Origin of the sequence: Micrococcus sp. GbtcB5, from assembly GCF_019091605.1 — a bacterium.
GTDB lineage: Bacteria > Actinomycetota > Actinomycetes > Actinomycetales > Micrococcaceae > Micrococcus > Micrococcus luteus.
In genome coordinates, this window is sequence record NZ_JAGXJK010000009.1 from 34,787 (window position 1) to 51,307 (window position 16,521).

Annotated in this window: 14 protein-coding genes and 1 tRNA gene; 10 read left to right on the plus strand and 5 right to left on the minus strand. The window is 73.9% G+C overall.

Annotated features, from left to right (window positions below; translation table 11 throughout):
• Window positions 1-49 precede the first annotated feature (49 nt).
• From KVS67_RS04685 to KVS67_RS04695, 3 genes are read left to right on the plus strand one after another with little or no spacing between them, the layout of a single operon-like run.
• Complete coding sequence (locus tag KVS67_RS04685) at window positions 50-1,432, plus strand: glycine--tRNA ligase (RefSeq protein WP_063188752.1); 1,383 nt, start codon at window positions 50-52, stop codon at window positions 1,430-1,432.
• The gene (locus KVS67_RS04690; RefSeq protein WP_063188750.1) at window positions 1,429-2,565 is read left to right on the plus strand and encodes a GNAT family N-acetyltransferase; all 1,137 of its coding nucleotides are present in this window, start codon (window positions 1,429-1,431) and stop codon (window positions 2,563-2,565) included. Before KVS67_RS04685 ends, KVS67_RS04690 begins: the two co-directional genes overlap by 4 nt.
• A complete protein-coding gene (locus KVS67_RS04695; RefSeq protein WP_063188748.1) occupies window positions 2,562-3,197 on the plus strand; it encodes a cation transporter in 636 nt (211 codons plus the stop codon). The genes KVS67_RS04690 and KVS67_RS04695 overlap by 4 nt, the downstream gene beginning before the upstream one ends.
• 7 nt (window positions 3,198-3,204) lie before the next feature.
• Here the strand turns inward: KVS67_RS04695 and KVS67_RS04700 are convergent, their stop codons facing one another.
• Window positions 3,205-4,527, minus strand: a complete 1,323-nt coding sequence (locus KVS67_RS04700; RefSeq protein WP_217564782.1) for an MFS transporter — start codon at window positions 4,525-4,527, stop codon at window positions 3,205-3,207.
• Entirely contained in the window at window positions 4,524-5,546 is a 1,023-nt protein-coding gene (locus tag KVS67_RS04705; protein WP_020628395.1) for an LLM class flavin-dependent oxidoreductase, read from the minus strand. The genes KVS67_RS04700 and KVS67_RS04705 overlap by 4 nt, the downstream gene beginning before the upstream one ends.
• 139 nt (window positions 5,547-5,685) lie before the next feature.
• Between KVS67_RS04705 and KVS67_RS04710 the strand changes: the two genes are divergently transcribed.
• From KVS67_RS04710 to KVS67_RS04720, 3 genes are all read left to right on the plus strand, one after another.
• Window positions 5,686-6,102, plus strand: coding sequence for an ankyrin repeat domain-containing protein (locus KVS67_RS04710; RefSeq protein ID WP_065573265.1), 417 nt, complete (start codon window positions 5,686-5,688; stop codon window positions 6,100-6,102).
• A gap of 119 nt (window positions 6,103-6,221) precedes the next feature.
• Window positions 6,222-7,532, plus strand: coding sequence for a tRNA dihydrouridine synthase DusB (gene dusB / locus KVS67_RS04715; RefSeq protein ID WP_254629207.1), 1,311 nt, complete (start codon window positions 6,222-6,224; stop codon window positions 7,530-7,532).
• Window positions 7,533-7,653: 121 nt separating this feature from the next.
• The gene (locus KVS67_RS04720) at window positions 7,654-8,931 is read left to right on the plus strand and encodes a deoxyguanosinetriphosphate triphosphohydrolase (protein WP_368669035.1); all 1,278 of its coding nucleotides are present in this window, start codon (window positions 7,654-7,656) and stop codon (window positions 8,929-8,931) included.
• On the opposite strand, the gene KVS67_RS04725 is transcribed toward KVS67_RS04720, so the two are convergent.
• Entirely contained in the window at window positions 8,858-9,760 is a 903-nt protein-coding gene (locus KVS67_RS04725) for an NAD-dependent deacylase (RefSeq protein WP_217564784.1), read from the minus strand. The two genes, KVS67_RS04720 and KVS67_RS04725, sit on opposite strands and share 74 nt — an antisense overlap.
• Window positions 9,761-9,874: 114 nt before the next feature.
• The gene (locus KVS67_RS04730; RefSeq protein ID WP_217564785.1) at window positions 9,875-11,458 is read right to left on the minus strand and encodes an anthranilate synthase component I family protein; all 1,584 of its coding nucleotides are present in this window, start codon (window positions 11,456-11,458) and stop codon (window positions 9,875-9,877) included.
• A 32-nt stretch (window positions 11,459-11,490) separates the two neighbouring features.
• Here KVS67_RS04730 and KVS67_RS04735 point away from each other — a divergent pair, with 32 nt between their 5' ends.
• From KVS67_RS04735 to dnaG, 3 genes are all read left to right on the plus strand, one after another.
• Window positions 11,491-12,369 carry an arsenic resistance protein gene (locus KVS67_RS04735; RefSeq protein ID WP_217564862.1) on the plus strand — a complete coding sequence of 293 codons (879 nt, stop codon included), beginning with the start codon at window positions 11,491-11,493 and terminating at the stop codon, window positions 12,367-12,369.
• Window positions 12,370-12,431: 62 nt separating this feature from the next.
• Entirely contained in the window at window positions 12,432-12,677 is a 246-nt protein-coding gene (locus tag KVS67_RS04740) for a hypothetical protein (protein ID WP_217564786.1), read from the plus strand.
• A gap of 30 nt (window positions 12,678-12,707) precedes the next feature.
• Window positions 12,708-14,618, plus strand: a complete 1,911-nt coding sequence (gene dnaG / locus KVS67_RS04745) for a DNA primase (RefSeq protein ID WP_217564787.1) — start codon at window positions 12,708-12,710, stop codon at window positions 14,616-14,618.
• Between the two features lie 102 nt (window positions 14,619-14,720).
• On the opposite strand, the gene KVS67_RS04750 is transcribed toward dnaG, so the two are convergent.
• Entirely contained in the window at window positions 14,721-15,395 is a 675-nt protein-coding gene (locus KVS67_RS04750; RefSeq protein ID WP_217564788.1) for a PepSY domain-containing protein, read from the minus strand.
• 206 nt (window positions 15,396-15,601) lie between these two features.
• Between KVS67_RS04750 and KVS67_RS04755 the strand changes: the two genes are divergently transcribed.
• Window positions 15,602-15,673: transfer RNA gene (locus KVS67_RS04755), tRNA-Asn, on the plus strand.
• The last annotated feature ends 848 nt before the right edge of the window (window positions 15,674-16,521 follow it).

Consider the following 16,521-nt stretch of genomic DNA (forward strand, 5'->3'; position numbering starts at 1 on the left):
CGTCGTGATCCCCTCCCGCCCCGCCGATGAGTACGGAAGTGATGCCCCCATGGCTGCCAAGTCCCCGCTGGACAACGTCATCAACCTCGCCAAGCGCCGAGGCTTCGTGTTCCAGGCCGGTGAGATCTACGGCGGTTCGCGCTCCGCGTGGGACTACGGGCCCCTGGGTGTGGAGCTGAAGGAGAACATCAAGGCGGAATGGTGGAAGACCTTCGTGCGCTCCCGTGAGGACATGGTGGGCCTGGACTCCTCCATCATCCTGCCGCGCGCGGTGTGGGAGGCCTCCGGCCACGTCGAGACCTTCACCGACCCGCTCGTGGAGTGCACCCAGTGCCACAGGCGCCACCGCCAGGACCACCTCCTCGAGGCGTTCGAGGCCAAGAAGGGCCGGCCGGCCGAGGGCATGGCCGAGATCGTGTGCCCGGACTGCGGAACCCAGGGCGCCTGGACCGAGCCGCAGCTGTTCTCGGGCCTGGTCAAGACCTACCTCGGCCCCGTGGACAACGAGGAGGGCCTGCACTACATGCGCCCGGAGACGGCGCAGGGCATCTTCGTGAACTTCCTCAACGTGCTGGGCGCGGCCCGGAAGAAGCCGCCGTTCGGCATCGGCCAGATCGGCAAGGCGTTCCGGAACGAGATCACCCCGGGCAACTTCATCTTCCGCACCCGCGAGTTCGAACAGATGGAGATCGAGTACTTCGTGCCGCCGGCCGAGGCGGGCCAGCACTTCGACCGCTGGGTCGAGGACTGCTGGGACTGGTTCATCGACCTCGGCATCGATCCGGCGCACCTGCGCCGCCTCGACGTGCCCGCGGACGAGCGGGCCCACTACTCGGACGCCACGATCGACCTCGAGTACGACTTCGGGTTCACCGGCGGCGACGGCTGGGGCGAGCTGATGGGCATCGCGAACCGCACCGACTACGACCTCGGGCGGCACACCGAGCACTCGGGCACCAAGATGCAGTACTTCGACCAGGCCAACAACGAGCACTACACCCCGTACGTGATCGAGCCGTCCTTCGGCCTGACCCGCGCCATGATGGCGTTCCTCGTGGACGCCTACGCCGAGGACGAGGCCCCGAACGCCAAGGGCGGCGTGGACGTGCGCACCGTGCTCAAGCTGGACCCGCGCCTGGCCCCGGTCAAGGCCGCCGTGCTCCCGCTGTCGAAGAAGCCCGAGCTGCAGCCGGCCACCCAGTCCCTCGCGGCGGAGCTGCGCACCCTCTGGAACATCGAGACGGACGACTCCGGCGCGATCGGCCGTCGCTACCGGCGCCAGGACGAGATCGGCACCCCGTACTGCATCACCGTCGACTTCGACACCCTCGAGGACCAGGCCGTGACCATCCGCGAGCGGGACACCATGGCCCAGGAGCGCGTGGCGCTGTCCCAGGTGAAGTCCTACCTGCTGGAGCGCCTGGTCAAGTGAGCGGGGACGTGACGGGAGCGGCCGGGGCCGCGGGGCACGACGACGGCGGCGCGCTGTTCGACTCCGCCGCGGTCGCCGACGGGGAGATCGTGCTGCGTCCCTGGCGGCCCGGGGACGACCTGGCCCTGCTCGAGGTGTGGGGCGACCCGGCCAACGCGCAGCAGCACCAGGACCGGGCGATGCTCGCCGAGGACGCGGAACGGCCCTGGCGCCGCGCGCTCGTGGCCGAGGCCGCCGGTGTGCCGGTGGCGGCCGGCGTCGTCTACGCCTCGTCCGTGCACCCGCGGCGGCTGTGGCTGTACGTCGAGACCGCAGCCGCCGAGCGGCGCCGGGGCATCGGCCGGGCGCTCGTGGCGGCCCTGCGGGGGCTCGCCGCGGAGGCGCACGCCGCCGGCACCATCCCGACGACGGCCCTGAAGGCCCGGTTCGCCAAGGACGCCCTGGTGCCCGGCGTGAGCGGTGCCGACCCGCAGACCGACGCCGAGGGCCCGGCCGGCCAGCCGCCCGTGGACACGGAGGCCGTGCGGTCCCAGACCGCCGCACTGGCCGCCGGCACCGAGGCGTTCCTCGTGGCCGAGGGCTTCACCCCCGTGCAGCGCTCCCGCCGCGTCGCGATCGCCCCGGGGGCCATCGGCCTGCCGGACGTGCGCGGGGAGGAGCACCCGGACGGCGTGGTCCTCGAGGAGGCCTCGACCGGCTCCGTCGAGCTGACGCAGGCGGTCGCCGCGTTCTATGACGCCGTGCACGCGTGGGACCCGTCGACCCTGAGCGTCGGGGCCGCCCAGCAGCTGCTGCTGGGTCCGGCCACCGGGGCCGCGGGCGCCGTCGTGCTCCGCGACGCGCCGAAGGCCGAGGGTGGGCGCATCCGCGCGTTCGCGGTGTCCTACACCCCGGAGCGCCAGGACGCGCCGGCCGACGTGCTCGTGGGCTGGGACCCGGAGCTGGGGGAGGAGGACGCGCTGCAGGCCGTGGCCGACCTGCTCGCCCTCCTCGTGGCCCAGTACCCCGTGCAGGTCGAGGTGGACGAGGCGATGGCCCCGCTGGAACGGATCGTGGACGGGCTCATCGGCGGCAACGCCGCGCGGACCCTGGTGGACACGTACGTGTTCGTGGACGACACGACGGGCGCGTGAACCAGGCAGCCGAAGCGGACCGCCGGCGCACCCGCGCCCTGCGGGGCACCGTCCTGGCGGTGGCCCTGCTCAACGGCGCCTACCTGGTGGTCGAGATCATCCTGGCGGTGGGGATCGGCTCGGTGGCCCTCGTGGCGGACTCCGTCGACTTCTTCGAGGACTTCGCCGTCAACCTGCTGATCTTCGTGGCGCTCGGGTGGACGGCGGCCCGGCAGGCGGTCATCGGCAAGGTCATGGCCGGGGTCATCGTGCTGCCGGCCGTGGCGGCGCTCGTCATGGCGGCCACGAAGATCGGCGACCCCGAGCCGCCGGCCGCGGGCGTGCTGCTGGGGGCGGCCGTCGGCTCGCTCCTCGTGAACATCGTGTGCGTGGTCCTGCTGGCCCGCGTCCGCGTCGACGGCGGGTCCCTCACCCGGGCGGCCTGGCTCGCGGCGCGCAACGACCTCGTGGCCGGCGTCGTGCTGATCGCCCTGTCCGGGATCACGGTGCTGACGGCGTCGGGCTGGGCGGACATCATCGTGGGCGTGCTTCTCGTGCTGCTCAACGGCTCCGCCGCCAAGGAGATCTGGGAGGCCGCGACCGAGGAGCACCTGGCGGCCCAGGCCCTCGCCGGCGAGGTCGACGACGACTGAGCGGTTCCTACGGGGCGGCGGGCAGCCGGGCGGCGAGCACCGCCCCGACGGCGGCCAGGCCCAGGAACACCGTCAGCGCCGGTGCCAGACCGACGGCGCCGGCCAGCGCCCCGACCGCCGGGCTGAGCCCGACCCCGGCCAGCCGCATGCACCAGCTCGTCACCGCCAGCCCGGTCTGCGGCCGGAGCCCGGGCGCCTCGTCGCCGAGCGCATAGGCCACGGGCACCACCACGGCGCAGCCGAGCCCCGCCAGGGCCAGCCCCGCGAACGCGGCAGGCACGGCCACCGGCTCGGGCAGCGGCGCCAGGGCCAGCCCCAGCCCCACGACGACGGCGCCCAGCCCCGCCGTCAGCGCCCCGCGGCGTCCCAGGGCGGTGAGGGTTCGGTCGCCCGCGAGGCGGCCGACGAACTGCGCGCCCAGCAGCGTCGACGCGCCGAGCACCGCCGCGGCGGGGTCCAGGCCGCGCTCGGTGATCAGGAACAGGGTGGCCCACGCGTTGCCGAACTCTTCCACGCCGAAGCCGGCCATCGCGATCACCACGGCGGGGACGAGCGCGGCCACGGCGGCACGGCGGGGGAGGGCCGGGGCGCCCGGGGTGGCCGGGGCAGGCGGCGCGGACGTCTCCGACGGCGCGGGTGACTGATCCGAGGCGTCGCGGGCCGACGCCGAGTCCGTGGGCGCCTCCGCCAGGAACAGGCGCCGGACCCCCAGCAGCACCGCGACGCACACGGCGCCGTTGAGCCCCAGGTGCAGGGCCGCGGGGCCGCCCACGGTGATGACCGCGGCGCCGAGCCCGGCACCGGCGGCCGCTCCGAGGCTCCAGCCGGCGTGCATGGTCGTGCGCACGGGCCGGGCCAGCCGGGTCTGCACCTGCAGGCCCTGCGCGTTCTGGGCGGTGTCCACGACGGCGTCGAGCACCCCCGATGCCAGGACGAGGCCCGCGAAGACCCACAGCGGCCAGGCCGCGGCCGTGCCCGCACCGTGCCCGGCCCCCGCGCCCGCCCCGGCGACGTCGAGGACGAGACCGGCCGCCGTCGTGAGCAGGGCGATGGCCACGCTGCCGGCGAGCATGACGCGTCGGGCGCCGAACCGGCGCAGGATCGGCGCGGGCAGGGGCCCGGCGAGCGTGCCGCCCACGGCGAGCGCGATGACGAGCAGGCCGAACGCGGCCGGGTCCAGGCCGAACGCGGCCTTGGCCTCCGGGTAGTGCGGGATGAGCGCGCCGAGCAGGGCGCCGTTCGTCGCGAAGGCGGCGGTGACGGCCCAGCGCGCGCGACGGGCTCGGGTGAACCCGTCGGCGGCCGGAACGTGCGGCGCGGCCTGGCTCATGCATCCCAGCCGAGCAGGCGCCAGACCTCCGCCCAGCCGGCGAAGATCTTCGCGTTGTACTCGACCCCGAGCTGGTTGGGGTTGGCGAACAGGACCCAGTCGGCGGCGGCGACGGCGTCGTCGGCGGCGAGCTTCTCCGCGACCTCCTCGGCGGACCCGGCGTAGGTCGGGCCGGAGCGGGCGGCGCCGCCCTCGAGCATGCCGGAGGAGTCGCGCGAGGCCCGCTCCCGGCCGAAGTACAGCTCGTCCTCCCGGTCCTGGATGACGAACGCGGAGCGCGTGACCGCCGTGCGGCCCGGACCGGCGTGGCCGGCCGCGGCGAAGGCCTCCCGGTAGCGCGCGATCTGGTCGGCCTGCTGGACGTGGAAGGGGCGGCCGTCGTCCTGCAGGAGCAGGGTGGAGGAGAGCATGTTGTAGCCGTCTGTGGCGGCGCCGGCCACCGAGCCCACGGAGCCGGACCCCCACCAGATGCGGTCCGCGAGCCCGGGGGAGTGCGGCTCGATCCGCAGCGGCTGCGAGCTGTGCGCCCAGCCGGAGGTGAGGTCCGGCGTCGCGATGCCCTCGCCGCGCACGGCCGAGAGGAACCGGCGTCCGCGCTCGCGGGTCACGTCGGCCCAGGTCTGCCCCTCGTCGAGGGCGTAGCCGAACTGCGCCTGGCCGTCGAGGGCGGCCTCGGGGGAGCCGCGGGAGACGCCGAGCTCGAGCCGGCCGCCGGAGATCAGGTCCGTGGTGGCGGCGGCCTCGGCCATGTACAGGGGGTTCTCATACCGCAGGTCGATCACGCCGGTGCCGAGGCTGATCCGTTCGGTGCGGGCGGCCATCGCGGCGAGGATAGGGAACGGCGAGGAGAACATCCGCTGGAAGTGGTGGACGCGGAGCCAGGCGCCGTCGAGTCCGGCGTCCTCGGCGGCCACGGCCATGGCGACGACGTCGTCGAGGGCCTGCCGCGCGTCCGGTTCGGCGCCGGGACGGTGGATCCAGTGGCCGAAGTTGAGGAAGCCGAGGTGCTTGCGGGTCATGCCGGGTGCAACCGCGGGGCGGGCGGGGCTGTTCCCCGTGCTCGTCTGACCGCCGGCCGGCGACATCACCTGCGGGCAGACCCGCGGAGATGTCGCTGCGGAGCGGTCGATCGTCGCGGCGTCCGCCATACTGGCGAGCATGAGTGAGCAGTGGAGCGAGAAGGACATCGAGCTGGCGAACCGGCTCTTCGACATGGCGCGGGACGGGGACACGGCCCAGCTGAAGGCATACCTGGACGCCGGGGTGAGCACGCGCCTGCGCAACCACGCGGGCGACTCCTTCCTCACCCTCGCCGCCTACCACGAGCACCCGGACACGGTGGCGATGCTGATCGAGGCCGGCGCCGAGATCGAGCACGCCAACGATCGCGGCCAGCGCGCCCTGACCTGCGCCACGTTCAAGCGGGATGTCGCCTCGATGCGGCACCTGCTCGCGGCCGGTGCGGACCCCGATGCCGGCACGCCGTCGGCCCGGCAGACCGCTCAGATGTTCGCCGGTGCTGACCTGCTGGCGGTGCTCGACGGCGGGGACGCGGCGCCGTCGTCGGAGGCCTGACCCGCCGGGAGGACGGTCTGCCCGTCCCGGCGGGGCGCCTCGGCGATCGCCTCCCAGCGGGCCGGGTCGTGGGGCACGGTGACGCGGGTGCCGGGCGGAATGGAAGAATGGGATCCGACATGACTTCTTCCCACACCCTCCCCGCCGCGGCGGTGACCGACGCCGACGACGTCGCCGACCTCCACGCCGCGCACTACGCCAAGTCCGCCGGCGCGGGTCGACGCATCACCGACGACGATCAGCTCCACGAGGCCCGCCACCCCGCCCCGACGACGGACCGCCTGGCCCTGCCCCCGCTGCGGCTGGGGCCGCTGACCATCGACGTCCCCGTGGTGCTCGCCCCGATGGCCGGCATCACCAACACGGCGTTCCGCCGCCTGTGCCGCGAGTACGGTGGCGGCCTCTACGTCAACGAGATGGTCACGGCCCGCGCGCTGGTCGAGCGGAAGCCCGAGTCGATGCGGATCATCCAGCACGACCCGGACGAGGTGCCCCGCTCCGTGCAGCTCTACTCCGTGGACCCGGTCACCACCGGCGCGGCGGTGCGGATGCTGGTCGAGGAGGACCGCTGCGACCACATCGACATGAACTTCGGCTGCCCCGTGCCCAAGGTGACCCGCCGCGGCGGCGGCTCGGCCCTGCCGTGGAAGTCGGAGCTGTTCGCCTCGATCGTGAAGGCCGCCGTCACCGAGGCGGCCAAGAAGGACATCCCGGTGACCGTGAAGATGCGTCGCGGCATCGACGAGGACCACCTGACCTTCCTCGACGCCGGCCGCACGGCCCGCGACCTCGGCGTCGCCGCCGTCGCCCTCCACGGCCGCACCACCCGCCAGTTCTACTCGGGGACCGCCGTGTGGGACGACATCGCCCGGCTGCGCGAGGCCCTGCCGGACATCCCCGTGCTCGGCAACGGCGACATCTGGTCCGCGGAGGACGCCATCGCGATGGTCGAGCAGACCGGCGTGGACGGCGTCGTGATCGGCCGCGGCTGCCAGGGAAGGCCCTGGCTGTTCGGGGACCTGCAGGCCGCCTTCGAGGGCCGCCAGGACCGGTTCCAGCCGACCCTGGGCATGGTCGCGGACACGCTGTACCGCCACGCCGAGCTGCTCGTGGACACCTTCGGCGGCGACGAGCTCAAGGCGCTGCGGGACATCCGCAAGCACGTGGCCTGGTACTTCAAGGGCTACCCCGTGGGCTCGGAGATCCGCACCGCGCTGTCCACCGTCCCGGACCTGGCCACGCTGGGCGAGATCCTCGCCCGCGTGGACCGGGGCCAGCCCTACCCGGGCGAGGCCGCCGAGGGCCCCCGCGGCCGCTCCGGCGCCCCCAAGCGCCCGCACCTGCCGGACGGCTGGCTCGACTCCCGCGAGCTCAATGCCGAGCAGCAGACCATGATCCAGGCCGCCGAGCTGGACGTCTCCGGTGGCTGAGCCCACGACGCCGGAGCCCGCCGCCGGAGCGCCCGCCGCGCCGTCGTCGCCCTGGACCGGCGCCGCCCACCAGCCGGTGCTGTTCGGCCCGGAGGGCCGGCCCCCGTATGCCGGCCGCGCCGTGCAGACCCCCGGCTACACGCCGTGGGACCGGGAGCGGTGGCTGCCCGAGCCGCCCAAGTCCTCGTACCGCTCGGACTTCGAGCGGGACCGTGCCCGCGTGCTGCACTCCGCGGGCCTGCGCCGGCTGGGGGCCAAGACCCAGGTGGTCGCCCCGGACGCGGACGACTTCGCCCGCACCCGCCTGACGCACTCGCTCGAGGTGGCCCAGGTGGGGCGTGAGCTCGGCCGGTCGCTGGGCTGCGACCCCGACCTCGTGGACACCGCCTGCCTGTCCCACGACCTCGGCCACCCGCCCTTCGGGCACAACGGGGAGAAGGCGCTCGACGCGCTCAGCGAGGACGTCGGCGGCTTCGAGGGCAACGCCCAGACCCTGCGCCTGCTGGCCCGCCTCGAGCAGAAGAAGCTCTTCGCGGACGGCTCCTCCGCGGGCCTGAACCTCACGCGCGCCGCCCTCGACGCCGCATGCAAGTACCCGTGGACCCGTGAGGACGCCCCGCTGCGCCCCGACGGCACGCGTTCGCGCAAGTTCGGCGTCTACGAGGACGACCTGCCCGTGTTCCGCTGGTTCCGCGCCGGGGTGCCCGGCACGCGCACGTCCATGGAGGCCCAGGTCATGGACCTCGCGGACGACATCTCCTACTCCGTGCACGACGTCGAGGACGGCGTGGTCAACGCCGTGTTCCAGCTCAAGTGGCTGGCCATCCCGGAGCACCGGGAGCGCGTCGTGGAGACCACCCGCCAGTGGTACCTGCCGCACACGGACCCGGCCGAGGTCGACGCGGCCCTGGCCCGCCTCGAGGCCACCGACGTGTGGGTCTCCGAGATGGACGGCTCCCGGCGGGCGCTCGCGGCGATGAAGGACATGACGAGCCAGCTGATCGGCCGGTTCTGCACCGCCGCCTTCGACGCCACGCGCCAGGTGTTCGGCAACGAGCCGCTGACCCGCCACGGCGCCGACGTCGTGGTGCCCGAGGAGACGGAGACCGAGATCGCCGTGATGAAGGGCATCGCGGCGGCCTACGTGATGACCGCCGAGCAGCGCCAGCCGCTCTACGCGCGGCAGCGCGAGGTGCTCGCGGAGCTCGTGGCGCTGCTCGACGCGATGGGGGACCGGTACCTCGAGCCGATGTTCGCGTTCGACTGGGCGCAGGCCCCCGACGATGCCGCCCGGCGGCGCGTGGTGATCGACCAGATCGCCTCGCTCACCGATTCGACCGCCGTCGAGTGGCATCACACCCTGGTGCAGGGCGCGGAGTTCCGGCGCGTCTGGCTCTGACCGGCGGGTCCAGCAGCGCGGGCAGCACCGCGCCGGCGGGACCTCGCAGGACGTGCGTGACCGCGCCGCTCAGCTCGGTCTCCACCGGATTCACCTCGACGACGGCGGCTCCGGCCCCCAGCGCCACGAACGGCAGGGACGCCGCCGGCTGCACGATGCCCGAGGTGCCGACGACGACGCACAGGTCGCAGTCCTCGAGCGCGGCGAACGCGCGGTCCCAGGGCTCGGCCGGCAGCATCTCCCCGAACCACACGATCCCCGGGCGGATCAGCCCGTCCCCGCACACGGTGCAGGCCGGCGGTGCCTCGCGGAGCATCGCCTCGAGGTCGGCCTCGGAGCCGGCCGTCGCCTCGTCCGCGGGCGCGCCCGGGTCGACGTCGGCGGGGGCCCCGCACTCGGCGCAGCGGTGCTCGAACAGGGAGCCGTGCAGGTGCGCGAGCACCCGGGCGCCGGCGCGCTCGTGCAGGTCGTCCACGTTCTGGGTGACCACCTCCAGGCCGGGTGTGCGGCGCTGCCAGGCGGCGACGGCGTCGTGCCCCGGATTCGGTCGGCGGGCCCGCACCATCCGGGCACGCCACCGGTACCAGGACCACACGAGCGCGGGATCCGCGAGGAACGCCTCCTCCGTGGCGAGCTCCTCCGCGGAGAACCGCTCCCACAGGCCGGTCTGGGCGTCGCGGAACGTGGGGATGCCGGACTCGGCGCTCATCCCCGCCCCGGAGAGCACCACGGGACGCTCGGCGGCGGCCACGAGCGCGCGGACGGCGTCCAGCACGTCAGGGTCGAGGTCGGGGGCGGAGGCGGCGAGGACGGGGTGCGGATCGGCCATGTCCCCAGCCTAGGTAGGCGGCACGGGTGGTCGCCCCCCCTTCGTTTGGGGGCGGTTTGCGGCGTTATTCCGTCGGAATACCGCCGAATATCGCCCCCGAACCACAGGGTGGGGTCAGGCGACGTCGGGCGCCGTCGTCGGCAGGCCCGTGCCGGCGGCGCGGGCGAGGGTCCGGCGCAGGCCGCGGGCCTTGAGGAGGACCTCGTCGTGCTCGGCGGCCGGGTCCGAGTCCGCGACGATCGCCCCGCCGGCCCCCACGGACCAGCGGCCCCCGGCGAGCACGGCCGTGCGGATCACGACGGACAGCGACGTCGTCCCGTCCGCGCTCAACATCCCCAGCGCCCCGGAGTAGACCCCGCGCGGGGAGGCCTCCCACGCGGCCAGCAGCTCGACGCTGCGTCGCTTCGGCGCGCCCGTCATCGACCCGCCGGGGAACAGGGACCGCACCACGTCCACGGGTTCGACGCCGGCCCGCGCGGTCCCCGTGACCGTGGAGACGAGCTGGTGGACGCTCGCGTAGCTCTCCACCGCCATGAGGGAGGGCACCTGCACGGAGCCGGGCTGGCACACCCGGGAGAGGTCGTTGCGCAGCAGGTCCACGATCATGAGGTTCTCGGCGCGGGTCTTGGGATCGGCGGCGAGCGCGTGGGCGGCCTCGGCGTCCGCGACCGGGTCGGCCAGGCGGGCGGCGGTGCCCTTGATCGGCTTGGTGCTGTACCGCCCGTCCCGGCCGGCGAGGAACCGCTCCGGTGAGGCCGAGACCACGGCCCACCGGCGGGCGCCCGTGCCGTGCTCCAGCAGCGCCGCATACGGGGCCGGCTGGTGCGCGGCGAGCTCGTGAAAGAGGACCAGCGGGTCCACGCGCAGCCCGGGATCGGCGTCGAAGCGGGTGGTCAGGCACAGCTCGTAGGAGTCGCCGGCGTGCAGCGCGGCGCGGCAGCGGGCGATCTGTTCGGCGTACGCCGCCCGGTCCTCGCGCCACGTGCCCGGCGCCTCCTCGTCGGCCTGTGGTCCCGGGCCGGCGTCCCGCGGCGGGGGCACGACGACGTCGCCCGCCGCCGTCTCGAGAGCGCGGCGGGCCGCGGCGAGGGCGCGGCGCACGTCCCCTGCCCAGCGGTCGGCCCCGGTCTCCGCGGCGGTCGGAGCGAGGGAGACGACGCAGCAGTGCAGCACCCCGGCCGCGTGGTCCGCCACGACGTAGCGGGACGGGCGCACCCAGAACTGCGCGGGCAGGGACGCGGGGTCCTCGGCTCGACGTGAGGGCGGTGTCACCCCCAGATCCGCCAGGCCGAGCTCGTAGCCGAGCCAGCCGACCAGGCCGCCGCGCAGCGGCAGCCCCTCGCCGCCGACCACCGGCCGGGGCGCGGCCGCGGCCGCGAGGTCGGCCCACGCGCGGTCCGGATCGGCGGGGTCGTCGTGCCGGACCAGCCGCGGGCCGGGGGAGGGCGTGCGGCCCTGCTCCTCGCCGAGCACGTCCAGGCCGTCGCCCGCCACGGACCAGCGGGCCTCGGCCGGGTCCGGCAGGGCCGAGTCCAGCCAGAACGACGCCGCCCCGCGCACGACGGCGTGCGCGTAGACCGCCGCCACGGCGGTCGCCGCCGTGTGTCCGGCCGCCGCGAGCGCCGCGGCGTCGAGCGTGCGCACGGCCACGTGCAACGGGGTGGCAGCGGCCTCGGACGGTGCGGGGGCGGTGGGCATGGCCCCCAGCGTAGGGGTCAGCCCCCGCCGGGATCGCCGCGGGCGCCGTCGTCGGGTGGGCCGTGCCCGGGGCGGGCGCGTGGGCGGTGCTCGTCGAGCCGGTCCTCGCGCTGCTCCTGCTGGCGACGTTCCTGGCGGTGCCGGCGGTGGTGTTCGGGCTGAGTCGGTTCGTGGCCCACGACGACGCGCTGCTCGTGGGCGTGCTCCTCGTGCTGCTGGCCCCGTGCGTGGACTACGTCATCGCGTTCACCGCGCTCGCGGGCGGGACGGCCGAGAGGCTGCTGGCGGCCGCTCCGCTGCTCATGCTCGTCCAGCTGGTCGCGCTGCCCGTGCTGCTGCGCGCGTTCGCCGGTCCGGAGGCGGTCGCCGCCGTCGACGCCGGGCCGTTCGTCCGCGCGCTGGTGCTGCTGATCCTGGTGCCGCTGGCCGTGGCCGCCCTCGTGCAGCGCACGGCGCGGCGGGGTGCGCCCGGACCCCGGCGGGCGGCCCGTGCGGTCGAGGAGGGGATGGCGGCGGCGATGGTCCCGCTCATGGTCGTCACGCTGTTCACGGTGGTCGCCTCACAGATCCGCGGGGTGGGGGAGCAGCTGCCCGCGCTGGCCGCCGTCGTGCCCCTGTTCGCGGCGTTCGCCGCCGTGATGGTGGCCCTCGGCGTGGTGGCTGCGCGGTGGGCGCGTCTCGACGTGCCCGCGGGACGGGCACTCGTGTTCTCGGGCGCGACGCGGAACTCCCTGGTCGTGCTGCCGCTGACCTTGGCCCTGCCGGCGAGCCTGGACCCGGCCCCGCTCGTGGTGGTGACGCAGACGCTCGTGGAGCTCGGGGTGATGGTGAGCCTCGTCCGGCTGGTGCCCCGGCTGCTGCCGCTGCACGGGCAGTCCGCGGGGGCGGGCGCGCGTCGAACCGTGACCTGACCGCCTAGAATGTTGCCGTCCCGTGACCGGAATCACGGTCGCGCGTCGCTATGGTGGGCGACATGAGCCTCTCGTTCGTGTCCTCGGCGCGCCGCCGTCACGGTGGCCTGGCTTCGGCCGCGCTGTTCCATCCGCTGGTCGAGGCGGCCACCGGCGCGTTGCCCGTGATCGACCCCGCGACCGGGCGCCCCACGTCCGAGGGAGCGGGCGCGGCGCGGACCGAAGCGCCCCGCGCGGCGGGGACCGGTCCTGCACAGGCCGCAGCGGCTGCCGAGCCGTCCACGGAGGCCGGTTCCGCTCGGGGCTGACCGCCCCGCCCCTTCCCTAGAATGGTCCGCATGGCTGGACTGATCGTGCGCAAGGACATCGACCTCGTCCGCGAGCGCACGGATCTGAAGGCCGTCGTGGAGGAGTTCGTCACCCTGCGCTCGGCGGGCGTGGGCTCATTCAAGGGGCTGTGCCCGTTCCACGATGAGCGGACGCCGTCGTTCCACGTGCGCCCCGGCGTGGGCACCTACCACTGCTTCGGCTGCGGCGCGCACGGGGACGTCATCAGCTTCCTGATGGAACTCGAGCACACCACGTTCACGGAGACCGTGGAGCGGCTGGCGTCCCGCGTGGGGGTGGAGCTGCACTACGAGGACGGCGGCACCGGCCCGGACAAGGCGGAGACGGGGCACCGTCGTCGTCTGTTCGAGGCGAACAAGGTGGCGGACGAGTTCTTCCGTCGTGCCCTCGGCTCGCCCGAGGCCCAGGTCGCCCGCGACTTCCTCACCCAGCGGGGATTCACACAGGAGCACGCGGCGCAGTTCGGCCTCGGGTACGCCCCGCAGGGGTGGTCGCATCTGCTGGACCACCTCCGGCAGAAGGGGTTCCGGGACGAGGAGCTGCGCGCCTCCGGTCTGGTGTCCGAGGGACAGCGCGGCCTGTACGACCGGTTCCGCGGCCGCCTGCTCTGGCCCATCCGGGACATGACCGGCGCGACCATCGGCTTCGGCGCGCGCAAGCTGTACGACGACGACCCCGGGCCCAAGTACCTCAACACCCCCGAGACGCCGCTCTACAAGAAGTCGCAGGTGCTCTACGGGATCGACCTGGCCAAGCGGACCATCGCCAAGGAGCGTCAGCTGGTGCTCGTCGAGGGCTACACGGACGTGATGGCGGCCCACCTGGCCGGCGTCGGGACGGCGGTGGCCACGTGCGGCACCGCGTTCGGCGCGGACCACATCAAGGTGGCCCGCCGCCTGATCTCCGACGACGGCACGGGCGGCGAGGTGATCTTCACCTTCGACGGCGACGAGGCCGGGCAGAAGGCCGCCCTCAAGGCGTTCGACGAGGACCACCGGTTCCTCGCCAAGACGTTCGTGGCCGTGGAGCCCAGCGGCATGGACCCGTGCGACCTGCGCATGCAGAAGGGCGACGAGGCGGTGCGCGCGCTCATCGCCTCGCGGCGCCCGCTCTTCGAGTTCGCGATCCGGGCCGGGCTCAAGGACTACGACCTGGACACCGTGGAGGGCCGCGCCGGGGCCCTGCGCCATGCCGCTCCGATCGTGGCGGGCATCAAGGACGCCGTCCTGCGTCCCGGTTACGAGCGGGAGCTGGCCGGCTGGCTCGGCCTGGACCCGAACGCCGTGCACCGCGCCGTGGCCGCGGCCGGGCGCGCGCCGCGGCGGGGGCCCGAGCCCGAGGCGCGGCCGGCCCCGGCGGACGACGGGCAGGCGATCGGGCCCCAAGGCCACCACGGGGAGGCCGCCGCCCCGGCGCCGCGGATCGTGGTGCCGGTGGATCCGCGCGACCCCGTCGCCCGCCGGGAGCGGGAGTCCCTCGAGGTGGTGCTGCAGCATCCGACCCTGCTCTCCGCGGAGCAGTGGACCGCGCTGTACGCCGCCCGCTTCACGGTCCCGCAGTACGCCGCCGTCCACCAGGGCGTGAAGATGGCCGGGTCGGCGGGGGCGACGCCGCAGCGCTGGGTGGACGCCGTGCGGGACGCCGTGCCCCAGGAGGTGGCCGGCGTCGTGTCCGAACTGGCCGTCCGCGACCTGCCCGCCCGCACTCCCGAGGATGTGGACCGGTACTGCCGGGACATCATGAACCGCCTGTTCGCCCTGCAGATCGTGCACCGCAAGGAGGAGCTGCTCGGGCGCCTGCAGCGGCTCGGCCCCGAGGGCGACCCCGCCGAGTTCACCCGCCTCAACAGCGAGCTCATGGGACTGGAGGCGCGCCGCCGGGCCCTCCGCGCCGACGACTGACCCCCACCCGTTTTCGTTCGGGAAACGGCGGCCCCAGACGCGCTTTCGTTCGGGAAACGGCGGCCCCAGGCCCGTTTTCGTTCGGGAAACGGCGGCGCGGCGTCAGTGCTCGTCGACCTTGAGCACCTCACCGGACCTGGCGTCGATCTCGACCTCGGGGCCGTCCGAGCCGTCCTCGCGGTCGAACTCGACCTCCCACTGGAGGGTGCCGTTGTCGTCGTCCAGGTCCATCTTGTCCAGGGTCACCCCGTCACGTCCCTCCCGGGCGGTGTCGAGTGCCTGCTGGGCGGTGACCTCGGCGTCCTTCGCCTTCTGGACGTCCTCGAGATCCGACTCGCGGTCGGTCTCGGTGATGTCGCCGTCGGCGGTGACGTCCAGCTCCTTCACCTCCTCGCCCACCACGACGTCGACCTCCCAGGTCGTGTCGTCATCGTTGGCGTCCACCTCGACGATGATGCCGTCGCCGTGCTTCTCCAGGACCGCGTCGATCACCGCGTAGGCGAGGTCGTCGGCCTGGCCGGTGCCCGAGCCGCTGCTGGCCGCGGCGGCCGTCGACGGCGCCGACGTCGACGAGGCCGACGACGACGCCGAGGCCGACGTGGTCGAGGCGTCGTCCGTGGCGGGGGTGCTCGCCACTGCCGAGGAGGCGTCGACCTCCGGCGAGACGGAGCCGTCGTCGCCGTTGTCGGCCGTGGTGCCGCAAGCCGCGAGGGCGAGCGCGGCCAGCACGCCCGTGCCGGTCAGGGCGGTCTTACGCGTGAGGGTCGTGATGGTCATGGACACGTCTCTCCTTCGGGTCCGTTCCTGATGGTTCTGGGGATGTCCTCGCACGGTAGGCCTGCCGGAGCCGTGCCTGGCAAGGGCCGCCGGTCCCCGGGGGCGGGCAGGGCGACGACGGCGCCCCGCGGCCGGGTGGCACGCGGGCGGGGGCTCTGGTAGAGTTCCATCCGTTGTCCGAACGGCTCCGGCGGTTCGCGGCACATTCCCCCGTAGCTCAACGGCAGAGCATTCGACTGTTAATCGAAGGGTTGTTGGTTCGAATCCAACCGGGGGAGCCGAGCAGAGGCCCCTGCACCGACCATGTCGGTGTGGGGGCTTCTTCGTGCCTGGAGGATGACCGGGCCTAGAACGTGTCTGGCAATGAATCCAGGGGTCAGCTGACACCCTGGATCGCATCTTTCGTATCCAGACGCTCTCCGACGCCCGGGTGATGGCCGAGGTCATCATCTGCCAGTATCAGCACGTGAGTTCTGTGGCGGGATCTGCCCGAGGTCTACGGGCCCTGGCAGACCGCGCTGACCTGGTGCTGGCGGATGGCAGCTGAGGGCACCTGGGATGAGGTGCTAGCAACATTGGCGGCCGCCAGCGACGCCCAGGGCCTCATCGATGGATGGGTCCGGACTGGACTCCGCGATCGCCCACGCTCATCAGCGCGCCACGAACATTGCCCGCCATGCAGGGGATGGATAGAACTACGGGAATCTGCGGGATGAACCTGCCGGCCGCGGTATCGGACGCTCCCGTGGCAGGTTGAGCATGAAGATCCATCAGCTCGACACGGGGGCAGGAATGCCATTGGCCAGCTTGATCGCCTGAGCCAGACAGGGGATTGACCGATGCCGACTCCACTGCGTGGCAGCCGCGGCGGTCATCCCCGTGTGAGCTGGCCATCAGGGCCACCGCAGGCGTCGTGGCTGCAGCAGCGGGTGCCCCGTCGGCTTCGACGCAGTCGCCTGTAGGGGCCGCAATGTCATCGAACGTCAGTATGCGCCCCTGCAGCAGTCGCGCGGACGGGTGGCCAGGTATGACGAGTGCACGATCATCTACCGGCCCGCCGAGCGCCTGACCACTGGGGTCACATGGTTGAAGCTGGTGTCAGACACGCCCTGGGCGCGCCCGGCGC

Coding starts and splice junctions, on each gene's coding strand:
- KVS67_RS04685 (WP_063188752.1), top strand. CDS start 50: ATGGCTGCCAAGTCCCCGCTGGACAACGTCATCAACCTCGCCAAGCGC.
- KVS67_RS04700 (WP_217564782.1), bottom strand. CDS start 4,527: ATGAGCCAGGCCGCGCCGCACGTTCCGGCCGCCGACGGGTTCACCCGA.
- KVS67_RS04705 (WP_020628395.1), bottom strand. CDS start 5,546: ATGACCCGCAAGCACCTCGGCTTCCTCAACTTCGGCCACTGGATCCAC.
- KVS67_RS04710 (WP_065573265.1), top strand. CDS start 5,686: ATGAGTGAGCAGTGGAGCGAGAAGGACATCGAGCTGGCGAACCGGCTC.
- dusB (WP_254629207.1), top strand. CDS start 6,222: ATGACTTCTTCCCACACCCTCCCCGCCGCGGCGGTGACCGACGCCGAC.
- KVS67_RS04725 (WP_217564784.1), bottom strand. CDS start 9,760: ATGGCCGATCCGCACCCCGTCCTCGCCGCCTCCGCCCCCGACCTCGAC.
- KVS67_RS04730 (WP_217564785.1), bottom strand. CDS start 11,458: ATGCCCACCGCCCCCGCACCGTCCGAGGCCGCTGCCACCCCGTTGCAC.
- KVS67_RS04740 (WP_217564786.1), top strand. CDS start 12,432: ATGAGCCTCTCGTTCGTGTCCTCGGCGCGCCGCCGTCACGGTGGCCTG.
- dnaG (WP_217564787.1), top strand. CDS start 12,708: ATGGCTGGACTGATCGTGCGCAAGGACATCGACCTCGTCCGCGAGCGC.
- KVS67_RS04750 (WP_217564788.1), bottom strand. CDS start 15,395: ATGACCATCACGACCCTCACGCGTAAGACCGCCCTGACCGGCACGGGC.